Source organism: Streptomyces sp. NBC_00009 (assembly GCF_045040855.1).
GTDB classification, from domain to species: Bacteria; Actinomycetota; Actinomycetes; order Streptomycetales; family Streptomycetaceae; genus Streptomyces; species Streptomyces aureus.
Genome location: NZ_CP108312.1, coordinates 6234785 through 6255510 on the forward strand (window position 1 = coordinate 6234785; position 20726 = coordinate 6255510).

Consider the following 20726-nt stretch of genomic DNA (forward strand, 5'->3'; position numbering starts at 1 on the left):
AGAGGACGTCTTTCCCGGCGTGATCAGAACAGCCGTCCTCGCCGACGCCCCCGCACTCGCCGCACTGCACCTGCGCGCCCGGGCCACCTACTATCCCGAAGGATTCCCCGACGACGGCACGGACTGGGAGCAGGCCTGGGCAGAGGCGATTGCCCGCCCGCGCTCCCACGTCCTGGTCTCCGTACGGGACGGGGCCGTCGTCGGCCTCGCCTCCTTCCGCACGCCCGACGGTGAGCCGAAGGAGGTGGTCAAGCTGTTCCAGTTCCACGTCAGCCCCGACCTCTGGCGCCGCGGCGTCGGCGCCGAGCTGCACGCCGCCTGCGTCGAGGAGTGGCGCGCGGACGGGGTCACCCGGGCTTATCTGGACGTCCACGGCGACAACAAGCGCGCCCAGGCCTTCTACGCCCGCCAGGGCTGGGCCGACGAGGGGTACGGCGAGCACGGCGGCAGCCATCTGCGGATGCGGCTGAGCCCGGCCGGGGAATGAGGCACCTCAGACGCGCGTTGAACGGGGTCGCAGGGCACCCCCTGCGCCGTACGAATCTGGAGTGACCCCCATGCGCGTCGAGATCTGGTCCGACATAGCCTGCCCCTGGTGCTACGTCGGCAAGGCCCGCTTCGAGAAGGCCCTGGCCGCCTTCCCGCACCGTGACGGCGTCGAGGTGGTCCACCGCTCCTTCGAGCTCGACCCGACGCGCGCCAAGGGCGACAGCGGGCTCGTCATCCCGATGCTCGCGCAGAAGTACGGCATGACCGAGGACCAGGCGCAGGCCGCCGAGCGCAACCTCGGCGAGAACGCCGCCTCCGAGGGCCTCGCCTACCTCACCGAGGGCCGCGACCACGGCAACACCTTCGACATGCACCGCCTCCTCCACTTCGCGAAGGAGCAGGGCCGCCAGGACGAGCTGATCGGCCTCCTGTACCGGGCGAACTTCGCCGAGGAGCGGTCCGTCTTCGCCGACGCCGACGAGCACCTGATCGGCCTCGCCGCCGAGGCGGGTCTCGACGCCGACGAGGCCCGCGCCGTCCTCGCCGACCCCGCCCGGTACGCCGACGACGTGCGCGCCGACGAGCGCGAGGCCGCCGAGCTCGGCGCGAACGGCGTGCCCTTCTTCGTCCTCGACCGCAAGTACGGCGTCTCCGGCGCCCAGCCCGCCGAGGTCTTCGCCCAGGCCCTGGAGCAGGCGTGGGACAGCCGCTCGCCGCTCCAGGTCATCGACAGCGGCGACGCCGAGGCGTGTGGCCCGGACGGATGCGCGGTCCCGCAGAACTGACACGCACCGCGGGAGCGGCACTCAACCGCGGGAGCAGCACTCATAAGAGACGCTTAGGGGTACTGCTCAACAACTCGCAATGGACCGATAGTTGGCGAGGCGGCACAGTGGACTCATGGAGACTCTCGATCACGCGCTCGTGCGCGCCGAGTTCGCGCCCGTCACCACCTATCTGAACACCGCGAGCACCGGGCTGCTCCCGTCCCGCGCGGTGGCGGCCATGAGTGACGCGGTCGCCTCCGTCGCGGCCGGCCGGCCCGCCGACATGTTCGCGGACGTCGAGGCCGCCCGCGCCGCCTTCGCCCGGATCGCCGGCGTCCCGGCCGACCGGGTGGCGGCCGGCGCCTCGGTCGCCGTCTACACCGGAGTCATCGCCGCCTCGCTCCCGTCGGGCGCCGAGGTCCTCACAGCGCAGGACGACTTCAGCTCCACCGTGAACCCCTTCCACGTACGCGGCGACCTCAAGGTCCGCACCGCGCCCCTCGAGGGGATCGCCGACGCCGTGCGCCCCGGCACGGCGCTGGTCGCCGTCAGCGCGGCCCAGTCCGCCGACGGACGCGTCGCCGACCTGCCCGCGATCCGCGAGGCGGCCCGCGCCCACGGCGCCCGCACCTACATCGACTGCTCCCAGGCGGCGGGCTGGCTGCCCGTCGACGCGGACGCGCAGGACTTCACGTCCGCCGTCGCCTTCAAGTGGCTCCTGTGCCCGCGCGGCGTGACCTTCTTCGTCGTCCCCGAGGACCTGGGCTCGCTCAGCGCGGTCTTCGCGGGCTGGGTCGCGGGCGAGCGCCCGTGGGACAGCTGCTACGGGCCCGTAGAGGAGCTCGCGCACTCCGCACGGCGGTTCGACGAGAGCCCCAGTCTGTTCTCGTACGCGGGCGCGCGGCACTCCTTGGCGCTCGTCGAGGAACTCGGCGTCGACGCGATCCGCGCCCATGACCTCGCCCTGGCCGACCGCTTCCGCGCGGGCCTGGCCACGCTCGGTCGCGCGCCCGTGCCCGCGCCGGGTTCGCCCGTGGTCTCCGTCCCGGGGCTCGGCGTACGGCAGCCGGAGCTGAGCCGGGCCGGCATCGAGGTCTCCGACCGCGCGGGCAACCTGCGGGCGGCCTTCCACCTTTACAACACGGAGTCCGACGTCGACCGGCTCCTTGAGGCGCTTTCGGGCTGAACCTTATGAGCTGAGCCTTATGAGCTGAACCTTTGGGCTGAGCCCTTCAGACTGACCGGCCCGCTCCGGCCCCCGCCGCCCATCCGCAGCGGGGGCCGGGGCGGGCCCGCCCGCTGTGGCGAGATCACCCGTCGACCGGGTCCGCCTCCGGGCAGCTCGCCGGATCGGTGCACAGGTTCGCCTCGACCTTGGCGAGCAGCCGCAGAAGTTCGGTCCGCTCCTCCTTGTCGAGGCCGCGCAGCGTGTGGTCCTCCAGGTCGCCCCACTTGTGCTGCACGTCGCCTAGCAGGCCGCAGCTGGCGTCCGTGGTCTCCACGAGCACGGCCCGCCGGTCGCGCGGGTCGGGGCAGCGGCGTACATGGCCGGCCTGTTCGAGCCGCTGGAGCATCTTCGTCACCGTGGACGGGTCCAGGTCGACCGCCTTGATGAGCTCCGACTGACGCACGGGCCCCTTGTCCCACAGGTGCATCATCAGGAACTCCTGCCCCGGATAGAGGCCCAGCCCGCGCAGCAGCTTGCCCGCGGTGATCCGGTGCAGCCGCGCCACGCGGGCGAGCGCATGGCTGACGGGACCGCAGCGGGCGGCCTCGGGCAGGTGCTCACTACAAGGTGGCTCGTCCGTCATGGCGACTCCTGATCGGTTCCGGCCTCGCCGTGGAGTCCGGTCTCTCCACGGGGGTTCGGTCTCTTCATACAGAGATTACCTTGGTCGGCCAATGAATGGGTTACAGTGGCGCACGGCTCGATTACTTGGCCGACCACATATTGGTCGGCATTGCCTTGCCTGCCCTTGGATGGAGTAGCCATGACCACCGCTTTCGACCCGATCGACCTCTCCGGCGTCCAGCTCGCCAACCGCATCGCCATGGCCCCGATGACCCGCAGCCGGGCCGGCGAGGGCGGCACCGCCACCGACCTGACCGTCGAGTACTACGCGCAGCGCGCCTCGGCCGGCCTGATCATCACGGAGGGCATCCAGCCGTCCGCCGTCGGGCAGGGCTACGCGTGGACCCCGGGCCTGCACAGCGACGAGCAGATCGCCTCCTGGCGCAAGGTCACCGACGCCGTGCACGCCAAGGGCGGCACGATCTACGCGCAGATCATGCACGCGGGCCGGATCAGCCACCCGGTGCTGCTGCCCGAGGGGGAGACCCCGGTCGCCCCGTCCCCGGTCGCCCCGGCGGGCCAGGGCTTCACGCATGAGGGCCTGAAGGACTTCACCACTCCGCGGGCACTGACCGGCGACGAGATCCGCGCCACCATCGCCGACTACGCCATCGCCGCCCGCAACGCGATCGAGGCCGGCTTCGACGGCGTCGAGCTGCACGGCGCCAACGGCTATCTCATCCACCAGTTCCTCGCGCCCAACACCAATCTGCGTGACGACGAGTGGGGCGGCAGCGTGGAGAACCGCATCCGTTTCGCCGTCGAGGTCGTCAAGGCCGTCGTCGCCGAGATCGGTGCCGAGCGGACCGGGCTGCGGATCTCGCCCGGGAACCCGTACAACTCCATCGAGGAGAGCGACCCGGCCCCGACGTACACCGCGCTGGTCAAGGAGATCGAGCCGCTCGGCATCTCCTACCTGCACGTCCTTGAGAGCTCCGACATCCGCGAGCTGACGCTGGCGCTGCGCAAGCAGTTCTCCGGCACCTTCGTCATCAACGTCCTCAGTGACGGGCCCACCGGGCACGGCGACCTCTCCGTGATCGAGGATGGCATCGCCGACATCATCACGTTCGGGGCGCTGTTCCTCGCCAACCCCGACCTGCCCGCCCGCCTGAAGACGCAGGGCCCGTACAACACCCCGGACCCGGCCACGTTCTTCGGCGGCGACGCGAAGGGCTACACGGACTACCCGGCGCTGACCGCCTGACGCGTTCCGCGTACGCGAGTTGGGGCGGCCCCCGACCGGGAGCCGCCCCAACTATGGCTGCACGAAGGTCACTTCACCGGCGTGAAGTCCCTCGCCCCGACGAACTCGGGCCGCCGCACCGGAGCCGCGAACGGCTCCACCGCAGCGTTCTCCACGCTGTTGAACACGATGAAGACGTTCGAGCGCGGGTACGGGGTGATGTTGTCCCCGGAGCCGTGCATGGCGTTGCAGTCGAACCACGTCGCCGAGCCCGCGCTGCCCGTGAACAGGCGGATGCCGTGCCGGTCGGCGAACTTGGTCAGCGCCTCGTCCGACGGCGTGCCCGCGTCCTGCATCTGGAGAGACTTCTTGTAGTTGTCCCGCGGCGTCTCGCCCGCGCAGCCCAGGAACGTCTTGTGCGACCCCGGCATGATCATCAAGCCGCCGTTGGTGTCGTAGTTCTCGGTCAGCGCGATCGAGACGGACACGGTCCGCATGTTCGGCAGGCCGTCCTCCGCGTGCCAGGTCTCGAAGTCCGAGTGCCAGTAGAAGCCACTCGCCCCGAAGCCCGGCTTCACGTTGATCCGCGACTGGTGGACGTACACGTCCGAGCCGAGGATCTGCCGTGCCCGGCCCACGACCCGCTCGTCGTGCACCAGGTTCGCGAACACCTCGCTGATCCTGTGGACCTCGAAGACGGACCGCACATCCTGCGACGTGGGCTCGACGATGGAACGCTCGTCGGCCTTGACCGCCGGATCCGCGACCAGCCGGTTCAACTCCGCCTGGTAGACGCCGATCTCGTCCGGCCCGATCAGCTCGGGGATCGCCAGGAAGCCGTCCCGTTCGAACGACTGCAGGTCCGGCTGACGGATCGGACCCAGCGCGCCGGGCGCCGACCAGACAACCGGGTCGACACGGGGCGTGGCCACTTCGGACGCGCCTCGGGTCGGGTACAGATCGGTGGCCGGCGGCTGGGTGTTCGTCGATCCGGTCATGGAACTCAGGCCTCCTCGGGCTCGGTCAGGAGCGGGTACACACCGTTCTCGTCATGGTCCTCCCGTCCGGTCACGGGCGGGTTGAAGACGCAGACGCACCGGAAGTCGGTCTTGGGCCGCATCGTGTGGTGCTCGTGGCCGTCGAGCAGGTACATCGTGCCCGGCTCGATCCAGTGCTTCTCACCGGTCTCCTCATTGGTGAGCTCGGCCTCACCCTCCACGCACAGCACGGCCTCGATGTGGTTCGCGTACCACATCTTCGTCTCCGTACCCGCGTACAGCGTGGTCTCGTGCAGCGAGAAGCCGACCCTCTCCTTGGCGAGCACGATGCGCTTGCTCTCCCAGGTCCCCGACGCGGCCTTCACATGCCGGTCGGTGCCCTCGATCTCCTTGAACGATCGGACGATCACGGTGAGTTGCTGCCTTTCTGTTCCAGTGTGTTGCGGTGTCAGGCTGTCTCGCGCACGGCCCTCGTGAGCGTGCGCAGCCCCTCTTCCAGCTCTTCGGGTGTGATCGTCAGCGCCGGCAGGAGCTTGACGACCTCGCCCTGCGGGCCGGAGGTCTCGATGAGCAGGCCGAGCTCGAAGGCGCGCTTCGCGACGGCGCCCGCCCGCTCGGTGTCGTGGAACTCGATGCCCCACACCAGTCCGCGGCCCCGGTACTCCTTGACCACGTCGCTGTGCTCCTCGCGCAGCGCGGCCAGGACCTCCTCGATCTGCTGGCCGCGGCCGAGCGTCTGCTTCTCCATCGCGGCGCCGTCGGTCCAGTACGTCTCCAGTGCCGCGGCGGCGGTGACGAACGCCGGGTTGTTCCCGCGGAACGTGCCGTTGTGCTCGCCGGGCTCCCATACGTCGAGCTCCGGCTTGAACAGGCACAGCGACATGGGAAGCCCGTACCCGCTGATGGACTTCGACACGGTGACGATGTCCGGCGTGATGCCCGCCTCCTCGAAGGAGAAGAACGCGCCGGTGCGCCCGCAGCCCATCTGGATGTCGTCGACGATGAGCAGCATGTCCCAGCGCTTGCACACGTCGGCGAGCTTGCGCAGCCACTCGGCGCGCGCGACGTTGATGCCGCCCTCGCCCTGCACCGTCTCGACGATCACGGCGGCGGGCTGGTTGAGGCCGGAGCCCTGGTCCTCCAGGAGGCGCTCGAACCAGATGAAGTCCGGCGTCTGCCCGTCCAGGTAGTTGTCGAACGGCATCGGGGTGCCGTGCACCAGCGGGATGCCGGCGCCCGCGCGCTTGAAGGCGTTTCCGGTCACCGCGAGGGAGCCGAGCGACATGCCGTGGAAGGCGTTCGTGAACGACACGATCGACTCGCGGCCCTTGACCTTGCGCGCCAGCTTCAGCGCCGACTCGACGGCGTTGGTGCCCGTCGGGCCCGGGAACATGACCTTGTACGGCAGGTCACGCGGGCGCAGGATGATGTTCTGGAACGACTCCAGGAAGGCGCGCTTCGCCGTCGTCGACATGTCGAGCCCGTGCGTGACGCCGTCCCGCTCCAGGTAGTCGATCAGGGCGCGTTTGAGGACCGGGTTGTTGTGCCCGTAGTTGAGCGATCCCGCGCCCGCGAAGAAGTCGAGGTACTCGTGGCCGTCCTCGTCGAACATGCGGCTGCCCTGCGCCCGGTCGAAGACGGTGGGCCAACCGCGGCAGTAGCTGCGCACCTCCGACTCAAGGGTCTCGAAGACGCTCAGGTCCGGCTGGGTGATGGTCACAGCGAATCTCCTGGGAGATGGGAGTGGGGGATGGCGTGGAAGAGGTCAAGCGGTCGTGCGCTCTGCGGTCTTGCGCTGCAGAGAAGTGATGGGGGGCCGGTCGCGGGTCAGACGATCGGCCCGATGCGGTGGAGCACCTCGGGCTCGTGCCCGTCGTCCGGGAAGAGGCCCGCGTCGAACAGCACCGTCTGTGCGACCTCCGCGCCGTTGCGGCGCGCGAACGAGGCGAACAGGCGCTGCGAGGCGGTGTTGTCGGGCGAGATCGTCGTCTCGAGCACGGTCGTCGCTCGGTCGGCGGCGACCTTCGCCCAGAGCCCGTCGAGCAGTGCCCCGGCCAGACCGCGCCCCCGGTGCGCATGGTCGACGGCCACCTGCCACACCACGAGGGTGCGCGGGTTCTCCGGCCGGATGTACCCGGTGATGAACCCGGCGACGGAGCCGGCGGAGTCCCGCGCCACGACGGACGTGGCGGCGAAGTCCCGGCACCACAGCAGGTAGCTGTACGAGGAGTTGAGGTCGAGCACTTTCGAGTCGCGGGCGATGCGCCAGATTGCGGCTCCGTCGGCCACCTCGGGCCGGTCGATCCGCAGGCTCTCGGGCATTTCCAGGAATTGCGCGGTCATGTGAATTCAATTTACCGAGCAATTTCTGGGATTGCATCGCGAGCGGGGGTTACGTAAACGCTCCTTCTGTGTTATCGCGCGGGTGGGGGCGCGCACGCGAAATCTCGGTAATATCTCCCGATTTGATCGGGATGAAGTGCGCAAATCACCTTCGATGTGGAGTACGTCACAAGCGCGAAACCCGCGCGAGACCCGTCCGAATTACGCCGTTTCCCGTTGTTGAAATCTTAGTGTTTACGTCCCCGGAAAGCGGGCAGAAGAATATGGGAAGCTGCGCTGAGAAATGCGCGAGAATTGACTCGGAAAACAAAAGAAGGCGCCACCCCATTGAAGGGGCGGCGCCTCACTTTGTGAAGTCGCGGGACTACAGGGGTTACACCCAGGCCGTGGCGACGGCCCTGCGCGCGCCCTCCAGGTCCACCGGCGCGCCGGACCCCTGCATCTCGGTGAGCGCACCGCCGAGCGCCGCGAGCGAGGACTGTACGACGCCCCGGGTGGCCTGCGGGCCGTAGTGGTTGACGCGGATCATCTCCTTGGCGAGCGCCCCGCCCCCGGCCACCAGCGGCAGCACCGGGTCCACCGTCAGCGCCCGCGCGACCAGCTCCGAGGCGTCGATCCCCGCCGGGGCGCGCAGCGTCGTCGCCACCGGCGCCGCGTCCCGCGCCTCGTACACGTACGGCTCGATGCCGCCGCCCAGCGCGAGCGCGCCCGCCCGCGTGGCCGCGGCCGCTCCGGCGTGACGGGCCATCAGGGCGTCGAGGCCCTCCGCCTCGATGCGCTCGACGCACGCCTCCAGGGCGAGCATCTCCAGCTGAGCCGGCGCGTGCAGCAGCGCCTTGCGCCCGCCGTCGATCCAGCGGTGCTTCCAGTCGAGCAGTGACAGGTAGGAGTGGCGCGGGGCCTGCGGGTTGGACTCCATCCGCTCCCACGCCCGCGCGCTGACGGACACCGCGGAGACGCCCGCCGGGCCGCCCATGGCCTTCTGCGCGCCGATCACGCACAGGTCCACGCCCCAGGCGTCGGGAAGGACCGGCTCGGCGGCGATCGACGCGACCGCGTCCAGGTAGAAGAGCGCGCCGTGCTCCCGCACCACCTCGCCGATCTCGGCGACCGGGTTGGTGTTGCCCGTCGCGGCCTCCGCGTGCACGAGCGAGACGAAGTCGGTCTCGGGGTGCTCGGCGAGCGCGTCGCGCACCTGCTCGGCCGTCACGGCGGTGTGGAAGGGGACCGCCAGGTCGTACACCGTCGCCCCGCTGTCCCGCAGCCAGTCGCCGAAGGTCTGGCCGTAGGGGCCCGTGATGATGTTCAGGGCCACGGTGCCGGGGCGGGCGGTGCCGCGGATCGCGCCCTCGAGGGGAAGCAGCGCCTCGCCCTGCATGATCACGACGTCCTGCGAGGTGTCGAGCACCCCGGCCACGCGCCGCTCGATGGAGGCGAAGTGCTCGGCGCTCAGGGGGGCCAGGTCAAGAAAGGGGTGGGTCACGATCGTGCTCTCTTCGCTCTCTGCGCTCACGTCGCCCGTGATCTTCGTTCACGAGTTCGTACGGCGGGCTGCCGTTCCGAGCGTACCCACCGGCCTCATAGGCTTCTGACATGAGTGAGCGCACGGTGCTGCACGTGAAGGGGCGGGTCCTCGTCGGGCCCGACGACGTCAGGGACGAGCTGTGGGTCGTGGGCGGGCGGGTGACGTACGACCGGCCGGCCGGGCCCGGCCTCGACATCACCACCGTCGACGGGTGGGCCATGCCCGGACTCGTGGACGCACACTGCCATGTCGGCCTGGACACGCACGGCCCGGTGCCCGCCGATGTCGCCGAGAAGCAGGCCCTCACCGACCGCGAGGCTGGCACGCTCCTGATCCGCGACGCGGGCTCTCCCTCGGACACCCGCTGGATCGACGACCGCGAGGACCTGCCCAGGATCATCAGGGCCGGGCGGCACATCGCCCGCACCCGCCGCTACATCCGCAACTACGCCCACGAGATCGAGCCGCCCGAGCTGGTCGCCTATGTGGCCCGGGAGGCGAAGCGCGGCGACGGCTGGGTGAAGCTGGTCGGCGACTGGATCGACCGTGACGCGGGCGACCTGACCGCGTGCTGGCCGCGCGAGGAGGTCGAGGCCGCCATCGCGGAGGCGCACCGGCTCGGCGCCCGCGTCACGGCCCACTGCTTCGCCGAGGACTCCCTGCGCGACCTCGTCGAGGCGGGCATCGACTGCATCGAGCACGCGACGGGCCTCACCGAGGACACCATCCCGCTGTTCGCCGAGCGCGGCGTCGCGATCGTCCCGACCCTCGTCAACATCGCCACGTTCCCGCAGATCGCGGCGGCCGGCGAGAGCAAGTTCCCCCGCTGGTCCGCCCATCTGAACCGCCTGTGGGAGCGCCGCTACGACACCGTGCGAGCGGCGTACGACGCGGGGGTGCCGGTCTACGTCGGCACCGACGCGGGCGGTTCGCTCGCGCACGGCCTGGTCGCCGGGGAGGTCGCCGAACTGCTCAAGGCCGGACTCCCGGCCGTGGACGCGCTCTCCGCGACGGCGTGGGGCGCCCGCGCCTGGCTCGGCCGCCCCGGCCTGGAGGAGGGCGCCTCGGCCGACCTCGTGGTCTACGAGTCGGACCCCCGCGCCGACGTACGGGTGCTCGCCTCGCCCCGGCGCGTGGTGCTGCGCGGCCGCATCGTCGGCTGAACCGGCCGCGCGCGGACGCGGGTTGACGGAACGTGACGCCGCGGCCCGCCCGCTCGTTGCACACCACTCGTGCGCGCCCGCGCGGCCGGCCGGCGCGTTCGACACGTACCGGTCGGCCGGGTGACAACAGAGGGGCAGCAGAGGGAAAACAGAGGAACAGGCGAACAGCCGAGCTCAAAGATTCGAAGACCAGCTCGGAAACCTCACTTTGGAGTGAACTCACCTCAGGTTGCTGCCCGTTCACTCTCAGTGCGTAAAGATTCCCTCCATCGAGGCCGACGGCGCACGCCCCAGCGATGTCCCCCATGGCGGGGCGGGACCGACGGCTCCATTTCTCTCGTGGGGGTCCCATCAGCATGCCCAGCACCACCTTCCGCACGCCCGGACGCCGCCTCGCCGCGTCGGCCGCCGCCACGGCCCTGGCCGTCGCCCCGGCGCTGCTCGCCACCGCAGGCACCGCGCACGCGACGGGCGGCCACGGCGGAAAGTCCGGCGCCGTCGTCCTGCGCACCGGCCTGGACGTGTCCCTGCTCAACAAGACCGTGAACGTCCCGCTCACGGCCACGCTCAACGAGGTGCAGGCCCCCGCCAGTGCCGAGAAGACCGCCCTCACCGTCAAGCTGGACGGCGTCGACGGCGGGCGGCCATTCAGCGTCCTGCGGGCGGACGTGGCCACGGCGAAGGCCACCGTCGACGACCACAAGGCGGAGGGGTACAGCAACCTCGCCCACGCCAAGGTCCACATTCCGGGCCTGCCGCTGCTCTCGCTCATCGAGGTCGGCCAGGTCACGTCGAAAGCGGTCTGCGAAACGGGCAAGCGGCCCGTCGCCGAGTCGAACGTCCTGGGCGGCGTCACGGTCCTCGGCAAGAAGGTGACCCTCTCGGCGGGAGGCACCACCGAGGTGAAGGTCCCGGGTGTCGGCGAGGTCCGGCTCGACCTCTCGAAGACGCACACCACATCCCGTACGGCCGCTGCCTCGGCGCTCGAACTGAAGGTGTCCGTCAACCCGCTCAAGCTGAACGTGGCGGAGGTGGAGGGCACGGTGACCCTCGCCGGCGCGACCTGCGAGACGCCCAAGGCGGCGCCCGCGCAGAAGCCCCCGGTCAAGCCCGCCGACGACGTGAAGCCCCAGGGCGGCGCCACCAAGCCGATCGCCGAGCCCGCCGCCGAGGCGGACCTCGCGGAGACCGGGGGGAACTCGATGACGCCGTACATCGCGGGCGGTGCCATCGTGCTGCTGGTCGCCGGCGGCGGAGCCGTCGCCGTCGCCCGGCGCGGGCGCTCCTGACCCGAGGGCCCAAGGGGGGACCGGAGGAGGGGAGCGGGTGGGCGGGAGCCGGGGACTCCCGCCCACCCGCATGTGTCCGTCAGGCGCTCGTCAGCGCCTGGTCGAGGGCCTGGAGGAACCGGCCCGTCGTCGCCCTGTCCCGCACCGCGAGACGCAGCCAGTCCGCGCCCAGGCCCGGGAACGTGTCGCCGCGCCGCACCGCGAAACCCCGCTCCCGCAGCCGTGCGCGCAGCGCCGCCGCGCCGGGGACCCGTACGAGTACGAACGGACCCTCCGCAGGGCCCGCCACCGACACGCCCTCCGCCGCGAACTCCGCGAGCCCCGCCACCAGATGGGACCGGTCGGCCGCGATCCGGTGCGCCGCGTGCGCCGCCTCCGCGAGGGCGCGCGGCGACACACACGCCTCGGCCGCGGCCAGCGCCGGCGTGGACACCGGCCACAGCGGCTGGGCCCGCTCCAGCTCCGCGACGGTGTCCGGCTCCGCCAGTACGTAGCCGATCCGCAGCCCCGCAAGACCCCACGTCTTCGTCAGGCTGCGCAGCACCACGAGCCCCGGCACGTCGCTCCGGCCCGCGAGGGCCTCCCGCTCGCCGGGGACCGCGTCCATGAACGCCTCGTCCACCACCAACACCCGCCCAGGACGGGCAAGTCGAGCGATGAGCGCGGACGGGTGCAGGACCGACGTCGGGTTCGTCGGATTGCCGATCACCACCAGGTCCGCGTCCTCGGGCACGGCCGCCGGATCGAGCCGGAAGCCGTCCTCCTCGCGCAGCAGCACCCGGTCCACGGCATGCCCCGCGTCCCGCAGCGCCGCCTCCGGCTCCGTGAACTGCGGGTGCACGACCACAGGGTGACGGACCTTCAGGGCGCGGGCGAGCAGCACGAACGCCTCCGCCGCACCTGCCGTGAGCAGCACCCGCTCCACGGGAAGCCCGTGCCGGCGGGCCACCGCCTCGCGGGCCGCCCGCCCGTCCGGATACGCGGCGAGCCCGCCGAGCGAGTCCGCGATGTGCTCGCGCAGCCACACCGGGGGAGTGTCCGCGCGGACGTTCACCGCGAGATCGGTGAGGTCCGCACCCGTGCCGCGGACCTCCGCGTCGCCGTGGTGGCGCAGATCGTGACCGTCGTCAGTGCGCATGCGAGTGGGAGTGCCCGTGACCGTGCGCGTGCCCGTGACCGTGGTGGTCGCCGTCGTCGTCCGGGTGGAAGTGCGGCTGCTGCGGAAGCCCCACCTTGTCCTCGAACCCCGGCAGCGCGATCCGGTACACGCAGGTGTCGCAGTTCATCCGCAGATCGCCGCGGACGGCCTCCTCGTACCGCTCCATGACCAGGTCGATCAGCTCCGGCTCCGGGCCGATCACGTCGGCGGAGAGCACCTCGACGTCCGGGTGGGCCGACGCCCAGCCCTCCGTCTGCTGCCGCACGCGGTCCGGCAGGATCCCCGTGAACAGGAAGTACGGCAGGACGACGATGCGCCGCGCGCCGAGCTTCACGCACCGGTCGAGGCCCGACGGCACGTCCGGCGCGGCCAGCGACACGAACGCCGTCTCCACGCCCGCGTAACCGCGCCCCTCCCACAGCAGCCGCGCCGCCTTGTGCACCTCGGCGTTGGCGTCCGGGTCCGTCGAACCGCGGCCGACCAGCAGGACCGTCACATCGGCCCGGTCCTCCGGCGTGCGCGCCCCTCCGCCCAACACCTCGTCGAGACGCCGCTCCAGGACCTTCAGCAGCGACGGGTGCGGACCCAGCGGACGCCCGTACGTGTACGAGATCCCCGGGTGCCGCTCCTTCTCGCGGGCCAGCGCCGCCGGGATATCGCCCTTGGCGTGCCCCGCCGACACCAGCATCAGCGGCACCGCCGCGAACCGGTGCACCCCGCGCTCCACGAGCTCGCCCACCGCCTCCGTCAGCGGCGGCGGCGACAGCTCGATGAAGCCGCCCGCCACGGGCAGGTCGGGACGGCGGCGGCCGAGCTCCCTGACGAAGTCGCGGAAGGCTTCGGCGCCGGCCTCGTCGCGGGTGCCGTGTCCGGCGATGAGCAGAGCGGGCGGGGTGGTCACGAGGACTCCTTAACGGTGGTGCCGGTGGTGTTGTCGGGGGAGGCGGTGGCCGGCTGCTGCCAGCGGTAGCCGCGCGGGGTGACCATGCGGCCCGCGATCCGCCGCGTGGCCGTGTTGCCGACGGTCACGACGGTCATCATGTCGACCCAGGCCGGGTCGAGTTCGCCGAGCGTGGTCAGCCGGCTCGACTCGTCGACGCGCGACGCGTTGCGCACCACGCCCACGGGCGTGCCCGGCTCGCGGTGCTCGGCGAGGATGCCGAGGGCCTTCGGCAGCTGCCAGTCACGGCCACGGCTGCGCGGGTTGTAGAACGTGACCACGATGTCCGCCTCCGCGGCGGCCCGCACCCGGCGCTCGATGACCTCCCACGGCGTGTGCAGGTCGGACAGGCTGATCGAGACATGGTCGTGGCCGAGCGGCGCGCCCAGGATCGCGGCCGCCGCGAGCGCGGCCGTCACGCCCGGTACGCCCACCACGTCGATGTCGTCGGACGCCTCGGCGAGCGCGGGCGACGCCATCGCGTACACGCCCGCGTCCCCGCTGCCGATCAGCGCGACGGCCTGCCCCTTGCGGGCCTCGGCGACCGCCGTGCGGGCCCGCTCCTCCTCGGCGCCGAGCCCGGACTCCAGGATCCGGGTGCCGGGCCGCAGCAGGTCCCGGATCTGGTCGACGTACTGGTCGAGGCCGACGAGGACGGACGCGGCGCGCAGCTCGTCGCGGGCGCGCGGAGTCACGAGGTCACGGGCCCCGGGGCCGAGCCCGACGACGGCGAGCCGGCCGCGCGGCGCGGTGCGCACGACGGCGCACGTCGCCATCGCGGGCTGCCCGTCGGCACGCACCGACTTCCGCTTGGGTACGAGGAGTTCACCGCCGGAGACCAGCGCGGCGGCCTCCGCCACGGAGGGCGTACCGACGGCGTCGAGTGGCGCGTCGGACGGGTTCGGCACGGTGACGGCGGCGAGCGTCTCGGCGCCGTACGTCACGACGGGCACGCCCAACTGCTCGGCGGCCTCGACGATGCCCGGCTCACCGGCCTTGGCGTCGACGGTCGCGAGCCGCGCCACGGACAGCGGCGAGAGCCCCGCGGCCCGCAGCGTGTCGCGCACGAGCCCGAGCACCTCGTCCACGGGCGCGCCCTTGCTGGCGCCGACCCCCACGACGAGGGACGGGGGCCGCACGACGACCTCACGGTCGGCGGGCTCCACGGCGCGGTCGCTGACGCGGATCGTGTGATCGGCCACCTGGTCCGGTGCGACATTCCCCGGAAGCGCGGGCAGCGGGTGTGCCAACTCGGCGTGCAGGGCGACCGGTTCACCGTCGAGGACCGCCCGGGTGACCCCGGCGACGTCCCCCTCGACGGGCAGGCCGAGCGTGTCGAGCCCGGGCACGTCCACGGCGTCCGTCGCCGTGGTCACCACCGGCTCGGCCTCCAGGACGGCGGCCACCTCACGCGCGAGCGCGTTCGCCCCGCCCTCGTGCCCCCCGAGCAGCGACACCGCGAAGCGCCCGGCCTCGTCGACGCACACCACGCCGGGGTCCACGTGCTTGTCCCGCAGCAGCGGCGCGACGAGCCGGACCACGGCCCCCGTCGCCAGGAAGCACACCACCTGCTCGCACTCCGTGAACGCGCGCCGCACGGCGTCCCCCACAGGACCCTCGTACACGCGCGTACGAGACGGCCACGCCGACGCGAGCCGGTCGCGGGCCACCGCCCCAGCCGCCGTGGCGGAAATCAGGCCGATCACTCAACTACTCCTTCGTTCAAGGAAGTCACGGAAGTCAAGGAAGTCGCGGAAGTGGCGCTCTCCGTATGTGGCCGTACGCCCCACACCAGGAACACCGGATTGGCCGCGGCGAGCCGCGACACGTCGCCCGGCAGCGGCGCGAGCCGGGACGACTGCAGCAGCACGCCGTCGCTGACGAACCCGGCCGCGCCCAGTGCGTCCCGCACCGCGCCCACCCGGTCCACCGCCGCCACCGCGACCACCACGGACCGCCGCGTGCGTCGCGCGCACGCCGTCACGATCGCGGTCAGCTCACGCCCGCCCCCGCCGATGAACACCGCGTCGGGGTCGGCGAGATCGGACAGGACGGTGGGCGCCGCGCCGTGCACGACGCGTACGTCGACACCGTGGGCGGCGGCGTTGTCCCGGATCCGGGACACGCCGTCCACGGTCTTCTCGACGGCCACGGCCGCGGCGCCGAACCGCGCGCACTCCACGGCGACCGAGCCCGACCCCGCCCCGATGTCCCACACCAGGTCGCCCGGGCGCGGCCCGAGCCGCGCGAGCGCGAGCGCGCGCACCTCGAACTTGGTGATCATCGAGTCGCGGTGTGCGAACTCGCTCTCGTCCAGCGCCCACCGGGCCGGCGGGCGGCCGGGACCGGCGAGGGTGCGCACCGGTGCGAGCACCCGCTTCTCGTCCAGGCAGAGGACCACGCTCACCGCGTCGCCCCAGTAACGGGCGGCGGCCTCCGACGGCGTGACCCGCTCAAGACTCTCGTGCTCGGGGTCGCCGAGGCGGGACGCGACGACGAGGACGCGGTCGGTGCTGCGGTGCGCGAGTTCGGCGCCGAGCTCGGCAGGGCCCGCGCCGGGACCCGTGAGCACGGCGGTCTTCGGGTACGCGCGGCACACGTTGACCGCCGTCCGAAGGTCACGGCCGTGCGCGCTGACCACCGCCGCGTCGTCCCACGGAAGGCCGACGCGCGCGAACGCCGTCGCCACCGACGACACCCCCGGCCGCACGTCGAGCGCCGCGGGCCCGAACCGCTCGGCGAGCGCCCGCACGATCCCGAAGAACCCGGGATCGCCGGACGCCAGCACTGCGACGCCCTGACCCTTCTCGTTCTCGATGTATCGCTCGACCGAGTCCAGCGCCGGAGCCAGCGGCCCGAGCACGACCCGCTCCGCCCCGGGCGCCAGCAGCGCCTCGGCCGCGTCGAGATGACGACGCCCGCCGACCACCAGGCCCGCGGACGACAGGGCCGGGTCCGGGGACAGCGGCGCCCCCGTCCCCGTACCGAAGACCGTGATCACGACTGGGCCTGCGCGGATTTCCCGGCCCGCAGCGCCGCCCGCGCCTCGGGGTCGGCCTTGCGGAACCCGTGGAAGTGGCCCGGGTGGTAGAGGTGCGAACGCGTGCCCTCCGCGTCCAGCGCCGGGCCGACCAGGAACAGCGTGTGCTTCCACAGCTTGTGCTGCTTCACGGTCTCCTCCAGCGTGCTGATCGTGCACTTCACGATCAGCTCCTCCGGCCAGGTCGCTTGGTACGCGACGACGACCGGCGTCGACGTGGGGTAGCCGCCCTCCAGAAGCTCACGCACCAACTGGCCGCTGCGCGCCGCCGAAAGGAACAGCGCCATCGTCGTGCCGTGCCGCGCGAACTCCCGCACTTCCTCGCCGGGAGGCATCGGCGTCTTGCCGCCGCCGAGCCGCGTCAGGATCACGGACTGGGCGACCTCGGGGATCGTCAGCTCGCGCTGCGCGAGGGCGGCCACCGCCGAGAACGACGAGACACCCGGGATCACCTCCGTCGCGATGCCGAGCCGCGCGCACCGGTCGACCTGCTCCTGCGTACCGCCCCACAGCGCCGGGTCCCCGGAGTGGATGCGCGCGACCCGCAGACCGTCGCGGTGCGCCCGCTCGTACACGGCGACGACGTCCTCCAGCGACATCGTCGCCGAGTCCAGGATCTCCGCGCCCTCGCGCGCGTGGTCGAGGACCTCCTCCTGCACCAGGCTGGCCGCCCAGATGACGACATCGGCGTCCGCGATGGCGCGCGCGGCGCGGAACGTGAGCAGATCGGCGGCGCCGGGCCCGGCACCGACGAAGGTCACCTTGCCGGTGGTTGCTTCGGGCATGACTGGGGTCCTCTCGGGGATGCAGCGTTGGGTCGTACGGAGATCGGTCGTACGGGTTCGTACGCGGTTCGGTCGTACGGAGGTACGGGAGCGGTATCGGACGGGTCGGAAGGTGCGGCTCAGCCGGTCCCGGGTGTGCGCGGACAGCACCGATCCGCTAGCAAGGGACCATGGCCGTCCTCGTCGCCCTTGGCTCGTTCGTGATGACACTCGTCGGCGGCTGGACCGCCCACCACGTCACCGACCGGCGCCACTTGGTGCTCGGATTCGCCGGCGGCCTGATGCTCGGCGTGGTCGGCTTCGACCTGCTCCCGGAAGCCCTGCACGGCGCCGGCAACGAGATCTGCGGAGTGCCCGCCGCGCTGCTCCTGTTCGTCGCGGGCTTCCTCGTCGCCCACATCGTCGAGCGGCTGCTCGCGATGCGCCAGGCCGCGCACGGGGCGCAGGAGGGCGAGGAGCAGGTGCCCCAGGTCGGCCTCGGCGCCGCCTCCGCGATGGTCGGGCACAGCATCGCGGACGGCGTCGCGATCGGCGCCTCGTTCCAGGTGAGCAGCGCCATGGGTTACACCGTCGCGCTCGCCGTGATCACGCACGACTTCGCCGACGGCTTCAACACGTACACGATCACGCGCGCCTACGGGAACGCCCGCCGCAAGGCACTCGCGATGGTCGGCGCGGACGCACTCGCCCCGGTGGTGGGCGCCGCGTCGACGCTGCTCTTCACCATCCCGGCGCAGGCCCTCGCCTGCTACCTCGGGTTCTTCGGCGGCGTTCTGCTCTACATCGCGGCCGCGGAGATCCTGCCCGAGGCCAGCCACCACCACCCGGCGCGCTCCACGCTGCTGTGCACCATCGCGGGCGCCGCCCTGATGTGGCTGGTGATCGGCACGGCGGGGGAGTAGCGCCGGGCCCGCCCCCCGCCGGGTCACAGTTTCCCGCCCCGTCCGCCGTCGCGCCGCGCGGGCGCGATCAGCGTCGACAGGTACGGCAGCGCGGCGTCGGCGCCCAGTTCGGCGGCGGGCCTGATGGACTCCTCGGGCAGCCCGAGCGCGGACCCCCACACGGCGTCCTGTGTCCGCCCCGTCTCGTGCAGCGCCGCGGCGACCTCGCCGGCGAGCCGCCCGAACTTGTACGCGACGACGGTGCCGGGCCCCGCGAGCGCCTCCTTGAGCACGGCCGAACCGGCGGTCACCGGCACGAGCGTCAGCGGCTCGGTGCCCTCGGTGAGCACGGCGCCGGACCGCGCGGCGAGGTCCTGCATCGCGGTGATGCCGGGCACGGTCTCGACGACGGTCCCCGCCACGAGCTCCCCGACGGTCAGGGCGAGATACGTGAACGTGGAGTACACGTTCGGGTCGCCGATCGTCGCGAACGCGACGGAGCCGTGCTCCCGCAGGAGCGCCGCCACGCGCTCACCGGCCGCGTCCCAGGCGGCCTCGCGCCGGGCCCGGTCCGAGCGCTCGTTGAGCGCGAAGACGACGCGGACGACCTTGTCGGCGGGCACGTAGTGCAGGACGGTCGCCTCGGCGCGGCCGGGCTCTCCGCCGTCCGTTCCGTCGGCAGCGGCCATCACCGGTACGACGACGACGGCGGCCTCGCGCAGGGCGTTCACGCCCTTCACGGTCACGAGCTCGGGGTCACCGGGACCCACGCCGACGCCGGTCAGCCGGTGCGTGGTGTTGTCGGTCATGACGGGGTGACTCCTTCGGTTGCCCGCGCGACTTCGGTTGCCTGCGCGACGATGCGCCGCGCCGCCTGGGGCACGGAGGCCCAGTGCACATGCAGATACGAGGCGTGCACCCCGCCCTGCACAAACCCTTCGACGCGCCGCTCGGGACGCGTGATGCCCCACGCGGGGGTGGCGCCGGCCCCGGGCTCGACGACGGTGCGATGGAACTCGTGGCCGCGCACCCGCGTCCCGTTCGCGGCCAGCACGCTGTCGGACACGGCCACGGCGTCCCGGTACCCGAGCGTCAGCCGCTCCGACATCCGCGCGTCGGCGTCCAGGACCCCGCACATGGGCTGCCCGTCCAGGGAGCGCGCCAGATACAGCAGCCCCGCACACTCGGCGACGACGGGCGCCCCGGACCGCGCGAGCTCACCGACGGCCTTGCGTAGCTGTTCATTGGCGGACAGCTCGGAGGCGTACACCTCCGGAAACCCACCACCGATGACCAACGCGCGGGTCCCATCCGGGAGTTGCTCGTCATGGAGAGGGTCGAAAGGCACGACATCGGCCCCGGCGGCGGTCAGCAGTTCGCTGTGCTCGGCGTAGGAGAAGGTGAAGGCCGGGCCGCCGGCGAGAGCGACGACGGGCAATTCCAGCCCGTCGCGCACACTCGGGCGGCCCTGCCCATTCAGCCCGTCCGGCGTTTGAGGACCAGGGTCCGGGGCAGAGCCCCCCCGCGGCGGAGCCGCATATTGATACGGCCGGGAAGGGGCGGGCTGGGGGAGAGACCCCAAAACCTCAGCCGCATCCCAAGCCGCACCCCCCAACGACGGAGCACTACGCGCCACGGCGTACAGCGCGTCCAGGTCACACCCGCCCCGCACCAGCTCCCCCATCGCGGCAACAGCCGCAACCGCCTCCGCCCCCCGCTCAGCCACCGGCACAAGCCCCAGGTGCCGCGAGGGAGTCACCACTTCCCCGCCCCGGCGCAAGGCGCCGAACACCGGCACCCCCGACTCGTCCAGCGCCTCGCGCAGGATCGCCTCGTGCCGGTCGGACCCGACCTTGTTGAGGATCACCCCGGCGAGCCGCACCTCGGGATCGAACGACGCAAAACCGTGCACGAGCGCGGCCACGGACCGGGCCTGCGACGACGCGTCGACGACGAGCACGACCGGCGCCCGAAGGAGCTTCGCGACGTGCGCGGTCGACGCCAGCTCCCCCTGACCGGAGGCCCCGTCGAAAAGCCCCATCACGCCCTCGACGACGGCGAGATCACACCCCCGCGCCCCGTGCGCGAAGAGCGGCGCCACGAGCTCGGGCCCGCACAGGTACGCGTCGAGGTTGCGCCCGGCGCGCCCCGTGGCGAGCGCGTGGTACCCGGGGTCGATGTAGTCGGGCCCGACCTTGTGCGGCGACACGGCGAGCCCGCGCCCGGCGAACGCCGCCATCAGACCCGTCGCGACGGTCGTCTTGCCGCTGCCCGAGGAGGGCGCGGCAATGACGAGCCGAGGCATGGAC

At 72.2% G+C, this 20726-nt stretch carries 20 protein-coding genes; 7 read left to right on the plus strand and 13 right to left on the minus strand.

Going from position 1 to position 20726, the window contains the following annotated elements:
- The first annotated feature begins 19 nt into the window (after positions 1–19).
- The 3 genes from OHA58_RS28150 to OHA58_RS28160 all read left to right on the plus strand — a co-directional run bounded on the left by OHA58_RS28150 (position 20) and on the right by OHA58_RS28160 (position 2442).
- Entirely contained in the window at positions 20–487 is a 468-nt protein-coding gene (locus tag OHA58_RS28150; RefSeq protein ID WP_405482239.1) for a GNAT family N-acetyltransferase, read from the plus strand.
- A 70-nt stretch (positions 488–557) separates the two neighbouring features.
- Positions 558–1274, plus strand: a complete 717-nt coding sequence (locus tag OHA58_RS28155) for a DsbA family oxidoreductase (RefSeq protein WP_399688570.1) — start codon at positions 558–560, stop codon at positions 1272–1274.
- Positions 1275–1389: 115 nt separating this feature from the next.
- Positions 1390–2442, plus strand: a complete 1053-nt coding sequence (locus OHA58_RS28160; RefSeq protein WP_405482240.1) for an aminotransferase class V-fold PLP-dependent enzyme — start codon at positions 1390–1392, stop codon at positions 2440–2442.
- Positions 2443–2566: 124 nt separating this feature from the next.
- Here OHA58_RS28160 and OHA58_RS28165 read toward each other — a convergent pair whose 3' ends face one another.
- On the minus strand, positions 2567–3067 hold the full coding sequence (locus OHA58_RS28165) for a MarR family winged helix-turn-helix transcriptional regulator (RefSeq protein WP_405482242.1): 501 nt from the start codon (positions 3065–3067) through the stop codon (positions 2567–2569).
- A gap of 180 nt (positions 3068–3247) precedes the next feature.
- Here OHA58_RS28165 and OHA58_RS28170 point away from each other — a divergent pair, with 180 nt between their 5' ends.
- Positions 3248–4315, plus strand: a complete 1068-nt coding sequence (locus tag OHA58_RS28170; protein ID WP_405482243.1) for an alkene reductase — start codon at positions 3248–3250, stop codon at positions 4313–4315.
- Between the two features lie 68 nt (positions 4316–4383).
- Here the strand turns inward: OHA58_RS28170 and thpD are convergent, their stop codons facing one another.
- From thpD to OHA58_RS28195, 5 genes are all read right to left on the minus strand, one after another.
- Complete coding sequence (gene thpD / locus OHA58_RS28175) at positions 4384–5292, minus strand: ectoine hydroxylase (RefSeq protein ID WP_405482244.1); 909 nt, start codon at positions 5290–5292, stop codon at positions 4384–4386.
- A gap of 5 nt (positions 5293–5297) precedes the next feature.
- A complete protein-coding gene (locus OHA58_RS28180) occupies positions 5298–5702 on the minus strand; it encodes an ectoine synthase (protein WP_405482246.1) in 405 nt (134 codons plus the stop codon).
- Positions 5703–5740: 38 nt separating this feature from the next.
- Positions 5741–7012, minus strand: a complete 1272-nt coding sequence (gene ectB / locus OHA58_RS28185) for a diaminobutyrate--2-oxoglutarate transaminase (protein WP_405482248.1) — start codon at positions 7010–7012, stop codon at positions 5741–5743.
- Positions 7013–7119: 107 nt separating this feature from the next.
- Complete coding sequence (gene ectA / locus OHA58_RS28190; RefSeq protein WP_382997343.1) at positions 7120–7614, minus strand: diaminobutyrate acetyltransferase; 495 nt, start codon at positions 7612–7614, stop codon at positions 7120–7122.
- 394 nt (positions 7615–8008) lie between these two features.
- Positions 8009–9118 carry a pyridoxal-phosphate-dependent aminotransferase family protein gene (locus OHA58_RS28195; protein ID WP_405485217.1) on the minus strand — a complete coding sequence of 370 codons (1110 nt, stop codon included), beginning with the start codon at positions 9116–9118 and terminating at the stop codon, positions 8009–8011.
- Between the two features lie 110 nt (positions 9119–9228).
- On the opposite strand from OHA58_RS28195, the gene OHA58_RS28200 reads away from it, so the two are divergent.
- Complete coding sequence (locus tag OHA58_RS28200; protein WP_405482250.1) at positions 9229–10323, plus strand: amidohydrolase family protein; 1095 nt, start codon at positions 9229–9231, stop codon at positions 10321–10323.
- Positions 10324–10679: 356 nt separating this feature from the next.
- Entirely contained in the window at positions 10680–11612 is a 933-nt protein-coding gene (locus OHA58_RS28205; RefSeq protein WP_405482251.1) for an SCO1860 family LAETG-anchored protein, read from the plus strand.
- A gap of 79 nt (positions 11613–11691) precedes the next feature.
- Here OHA58_RS28205 and cobC read toward each other — a convergent pair whose 3' ends face one another.
- The 5 genes from cobC to cobM are packed head-to-tail and all read right to left on the minus strand — an operon-like array spanning position 11692 to position 17536.
- Positions 11692–12750: an Rv2231c family pyridoxal phosphate-dependent protein CobC gene (gene cobC, locus OHA58_RS28210; RefSeq protein WP_405482253.1), complete on the minus strand. Its 1059-nt coding sequence runs from the start codon at positions 12748–12750 to the stop codon at positions 11692–11694.
- A complete protein-coding gene (locus tag OHA58_RS28215; protein ID WP_405482255.1) occupies positions 12740–13672 on the minus strand; it encodes a sirohydrochlorin chelatase in 933 nt (310 codons plus the stop codon). Before OHA58_RS28215 ends, cobC begins: the two co-directional genes overlap by 11 nt.
- Positions 13669–15417 carry a precorrin-3B C(17)-methyltransferase gene (gene cobJ, locus OHA58_RS28220; protein WP_405482256.1) on the minus strand — a complete coding sequence of 583 codons (1749 nt, stop codon included), beginning with the start codon at positions 15415–15417 and terminating at the stop codon, positions 13669–13671. Before cobJ ends, OHA58_RS28215 begins: the two co-directional genes overlap by 4 nt.
- Positions 15414–16712 carry a precorrin-6y C5,15-methyltransferase (decarboxylating) subunit CbiE gene (cbiE, locus tag OHA58_RS28225; protein WP_405482258.1) on the minus strand — a complete coding sequence of 433 codons (1299 nt, stop codon included), beginning with the start codon at positions 16710–16712 and terminating at the stop codon, positions 15414–15416. The genes cobJ and cbiE overlap by 4 nt, the downstream gene beginning before the upstream one ends.
- Positions 16709–17536 carry a precorrin-4 C(11)-methyltransferase gene (gene cobM, locus OHA58_RS28230; protein ID WP_266565728.1) on the minus strand — a complete coding sequence of 276 codons (828 nt, stop codon included), beginning with the start codon at positions 17534–17536 and terminating at the stop codon, positions 16709–16711. Before cobM ends, cbiE begins: the two co-directional genes overlap by 4 nt.
- A gap of 170 nt (positions 17537–17706) precedes the next feature.
- Between cobM and OHA58_RS28235 the strand changes: the two genes are divergently transcribed.
- Positions 17707–18438, plus strand: a complete 732-nt coding sequence (locus tag OHA58_RS28235) for a ZIP family metal transporter (RefSeq protein WP_405482259.1) — start codon at positions 17707–17709, stop codon at positions 18436–18438.
- Positions 18439–18461: 23 nt separating this feature from the next.
- Here the strand turns inward: OHA58_RS28235 and cobI are convergent, their stop codons facing one another.
- Positions 18462–19226: a precorrin-2 C(20)-methyltransferase gene (gene cobI, locus OHA58_RS28240; protein ID WP_405482260.1), complete on the minus strand. Its 765-nt coding sequence runs from the start codon at positions 19224–19226 to the stop codon at positions 18462–18464.
- Positions 19223–20722 carry a cobyrinate a,c-diamide synthase gene (locus OHA58_RS28245; RefSeq protein WP_405482261.1) on the minus strand — a complete coding sequence of 500 codons (1500 nt, stop codon included), beginning with the start codon at positions 20720–20722 and terminating at the stop codon, positions 19223–19225. Before OHA58_RS28245 ends, cobI begins: the two co-directional genes overlap by 4 nt.
- Between the last annotated feature and the right edge of the window lie 4 nt (positions 20723–20726).

What these genes read in the sequence shown, in the direction of transcription:
- OHA58_RS28155 (WP_399688570.1), top strand. Translation starts at nt 558, where the DNA reads ATGCGCGTCGAGATCTGGTCCGACATAGCCTGCCCCTGGTGCTACGTC.
- OHA58_RS28160 (WP_405482240.1), top strand. Translation starts at nt 1,390, where the DNA reads ATGGAGACTCTCGATCACGCGCTCGTGCGCGCCGAGTTCGCGCCCGTC.
- OHA58_RS28165 (WP_405482242.1), bottom strand. Translation starts at nt 3,067, where the DNA reads ATGACGGACGAGCCACCTTGTAGTGAGCACCTGCCCGAGGCCGCCCGC.
- OHA58_RS28170 (WP_405482243.1), top strand. Translation starts at nt 3,248, where the DNA reads ATGACCACCGCTTTCGACCCGATCGACCTCTCCGGCGTCCAGCTCGCC.
- thpD (WP_405482244.1), bottom strand. Translation starts at nt 5,292, where the DNA reads ATGACCGGATCGACGAACACCCAGCCGCCGGCCACCGATCTGTACCCG.
- ectA (WP_382997343.1), bottom strand. Translation starts at nt 7,614, where the DNA reads ATGCCCGAGAGCCTGCGGATCGACCGGCCCGAGGTGGCCGACGGAGCC.
- OHA58_RS28200 (WP_405482250.1), top strand. Translation starts at nt 9,229, where the DNA reads ATGAGTGAGCGCACGGTGCTGCACGTGAAGGGGCGGGTCCTCGTCGGG.
- OHA58_RS28205 (WP_405482251.1), top strand. Translation starts at nt 10,680, where the DNA reads ATGCCCAGCACCACCTTCCGCACGCCCGGACGCCGCCTCGCCGCGTCG.
- cobC (WP_405482253.1), bottom strand. Translation starts at nt 12,750, where the DNA reads ATGCGCACTGACGACGGTCACGATCTGCGCCACCACGGCGACGCGGAG.
- cobM (WP_266565728.1), bottom strand. Translation starts at nt 17,536, where the DNA reads ATGCCCGAAGCAACCACCGGCAAGGTGACCTTCGTCGGTGCCGGGCCC.
- OHA58_RS28235 (WP_405482259.1), top strand. Translation starts at nt 17,707, where the DNA reads ATGGCCGTCCTCGTCGCCCTTGGCTCGTTCGTGATGACACTCGTCGGC.
- cobI (WP_405482260.1), bottom strand. Translation starts at nt 19,226, where the DNA reads ATGACCGACAACACCACGCACCGGCTGACCGGCGTCGGCGTGGGTCCC.
- OHA58_RS28245 (WP_405482261.1), bottom strand. Translation starts at nt 20,722, where the DNA reads ATGCCTCGGCTCGTCATTGCCGCGCCCTCCTCGGGCAGCGGCAAGACG.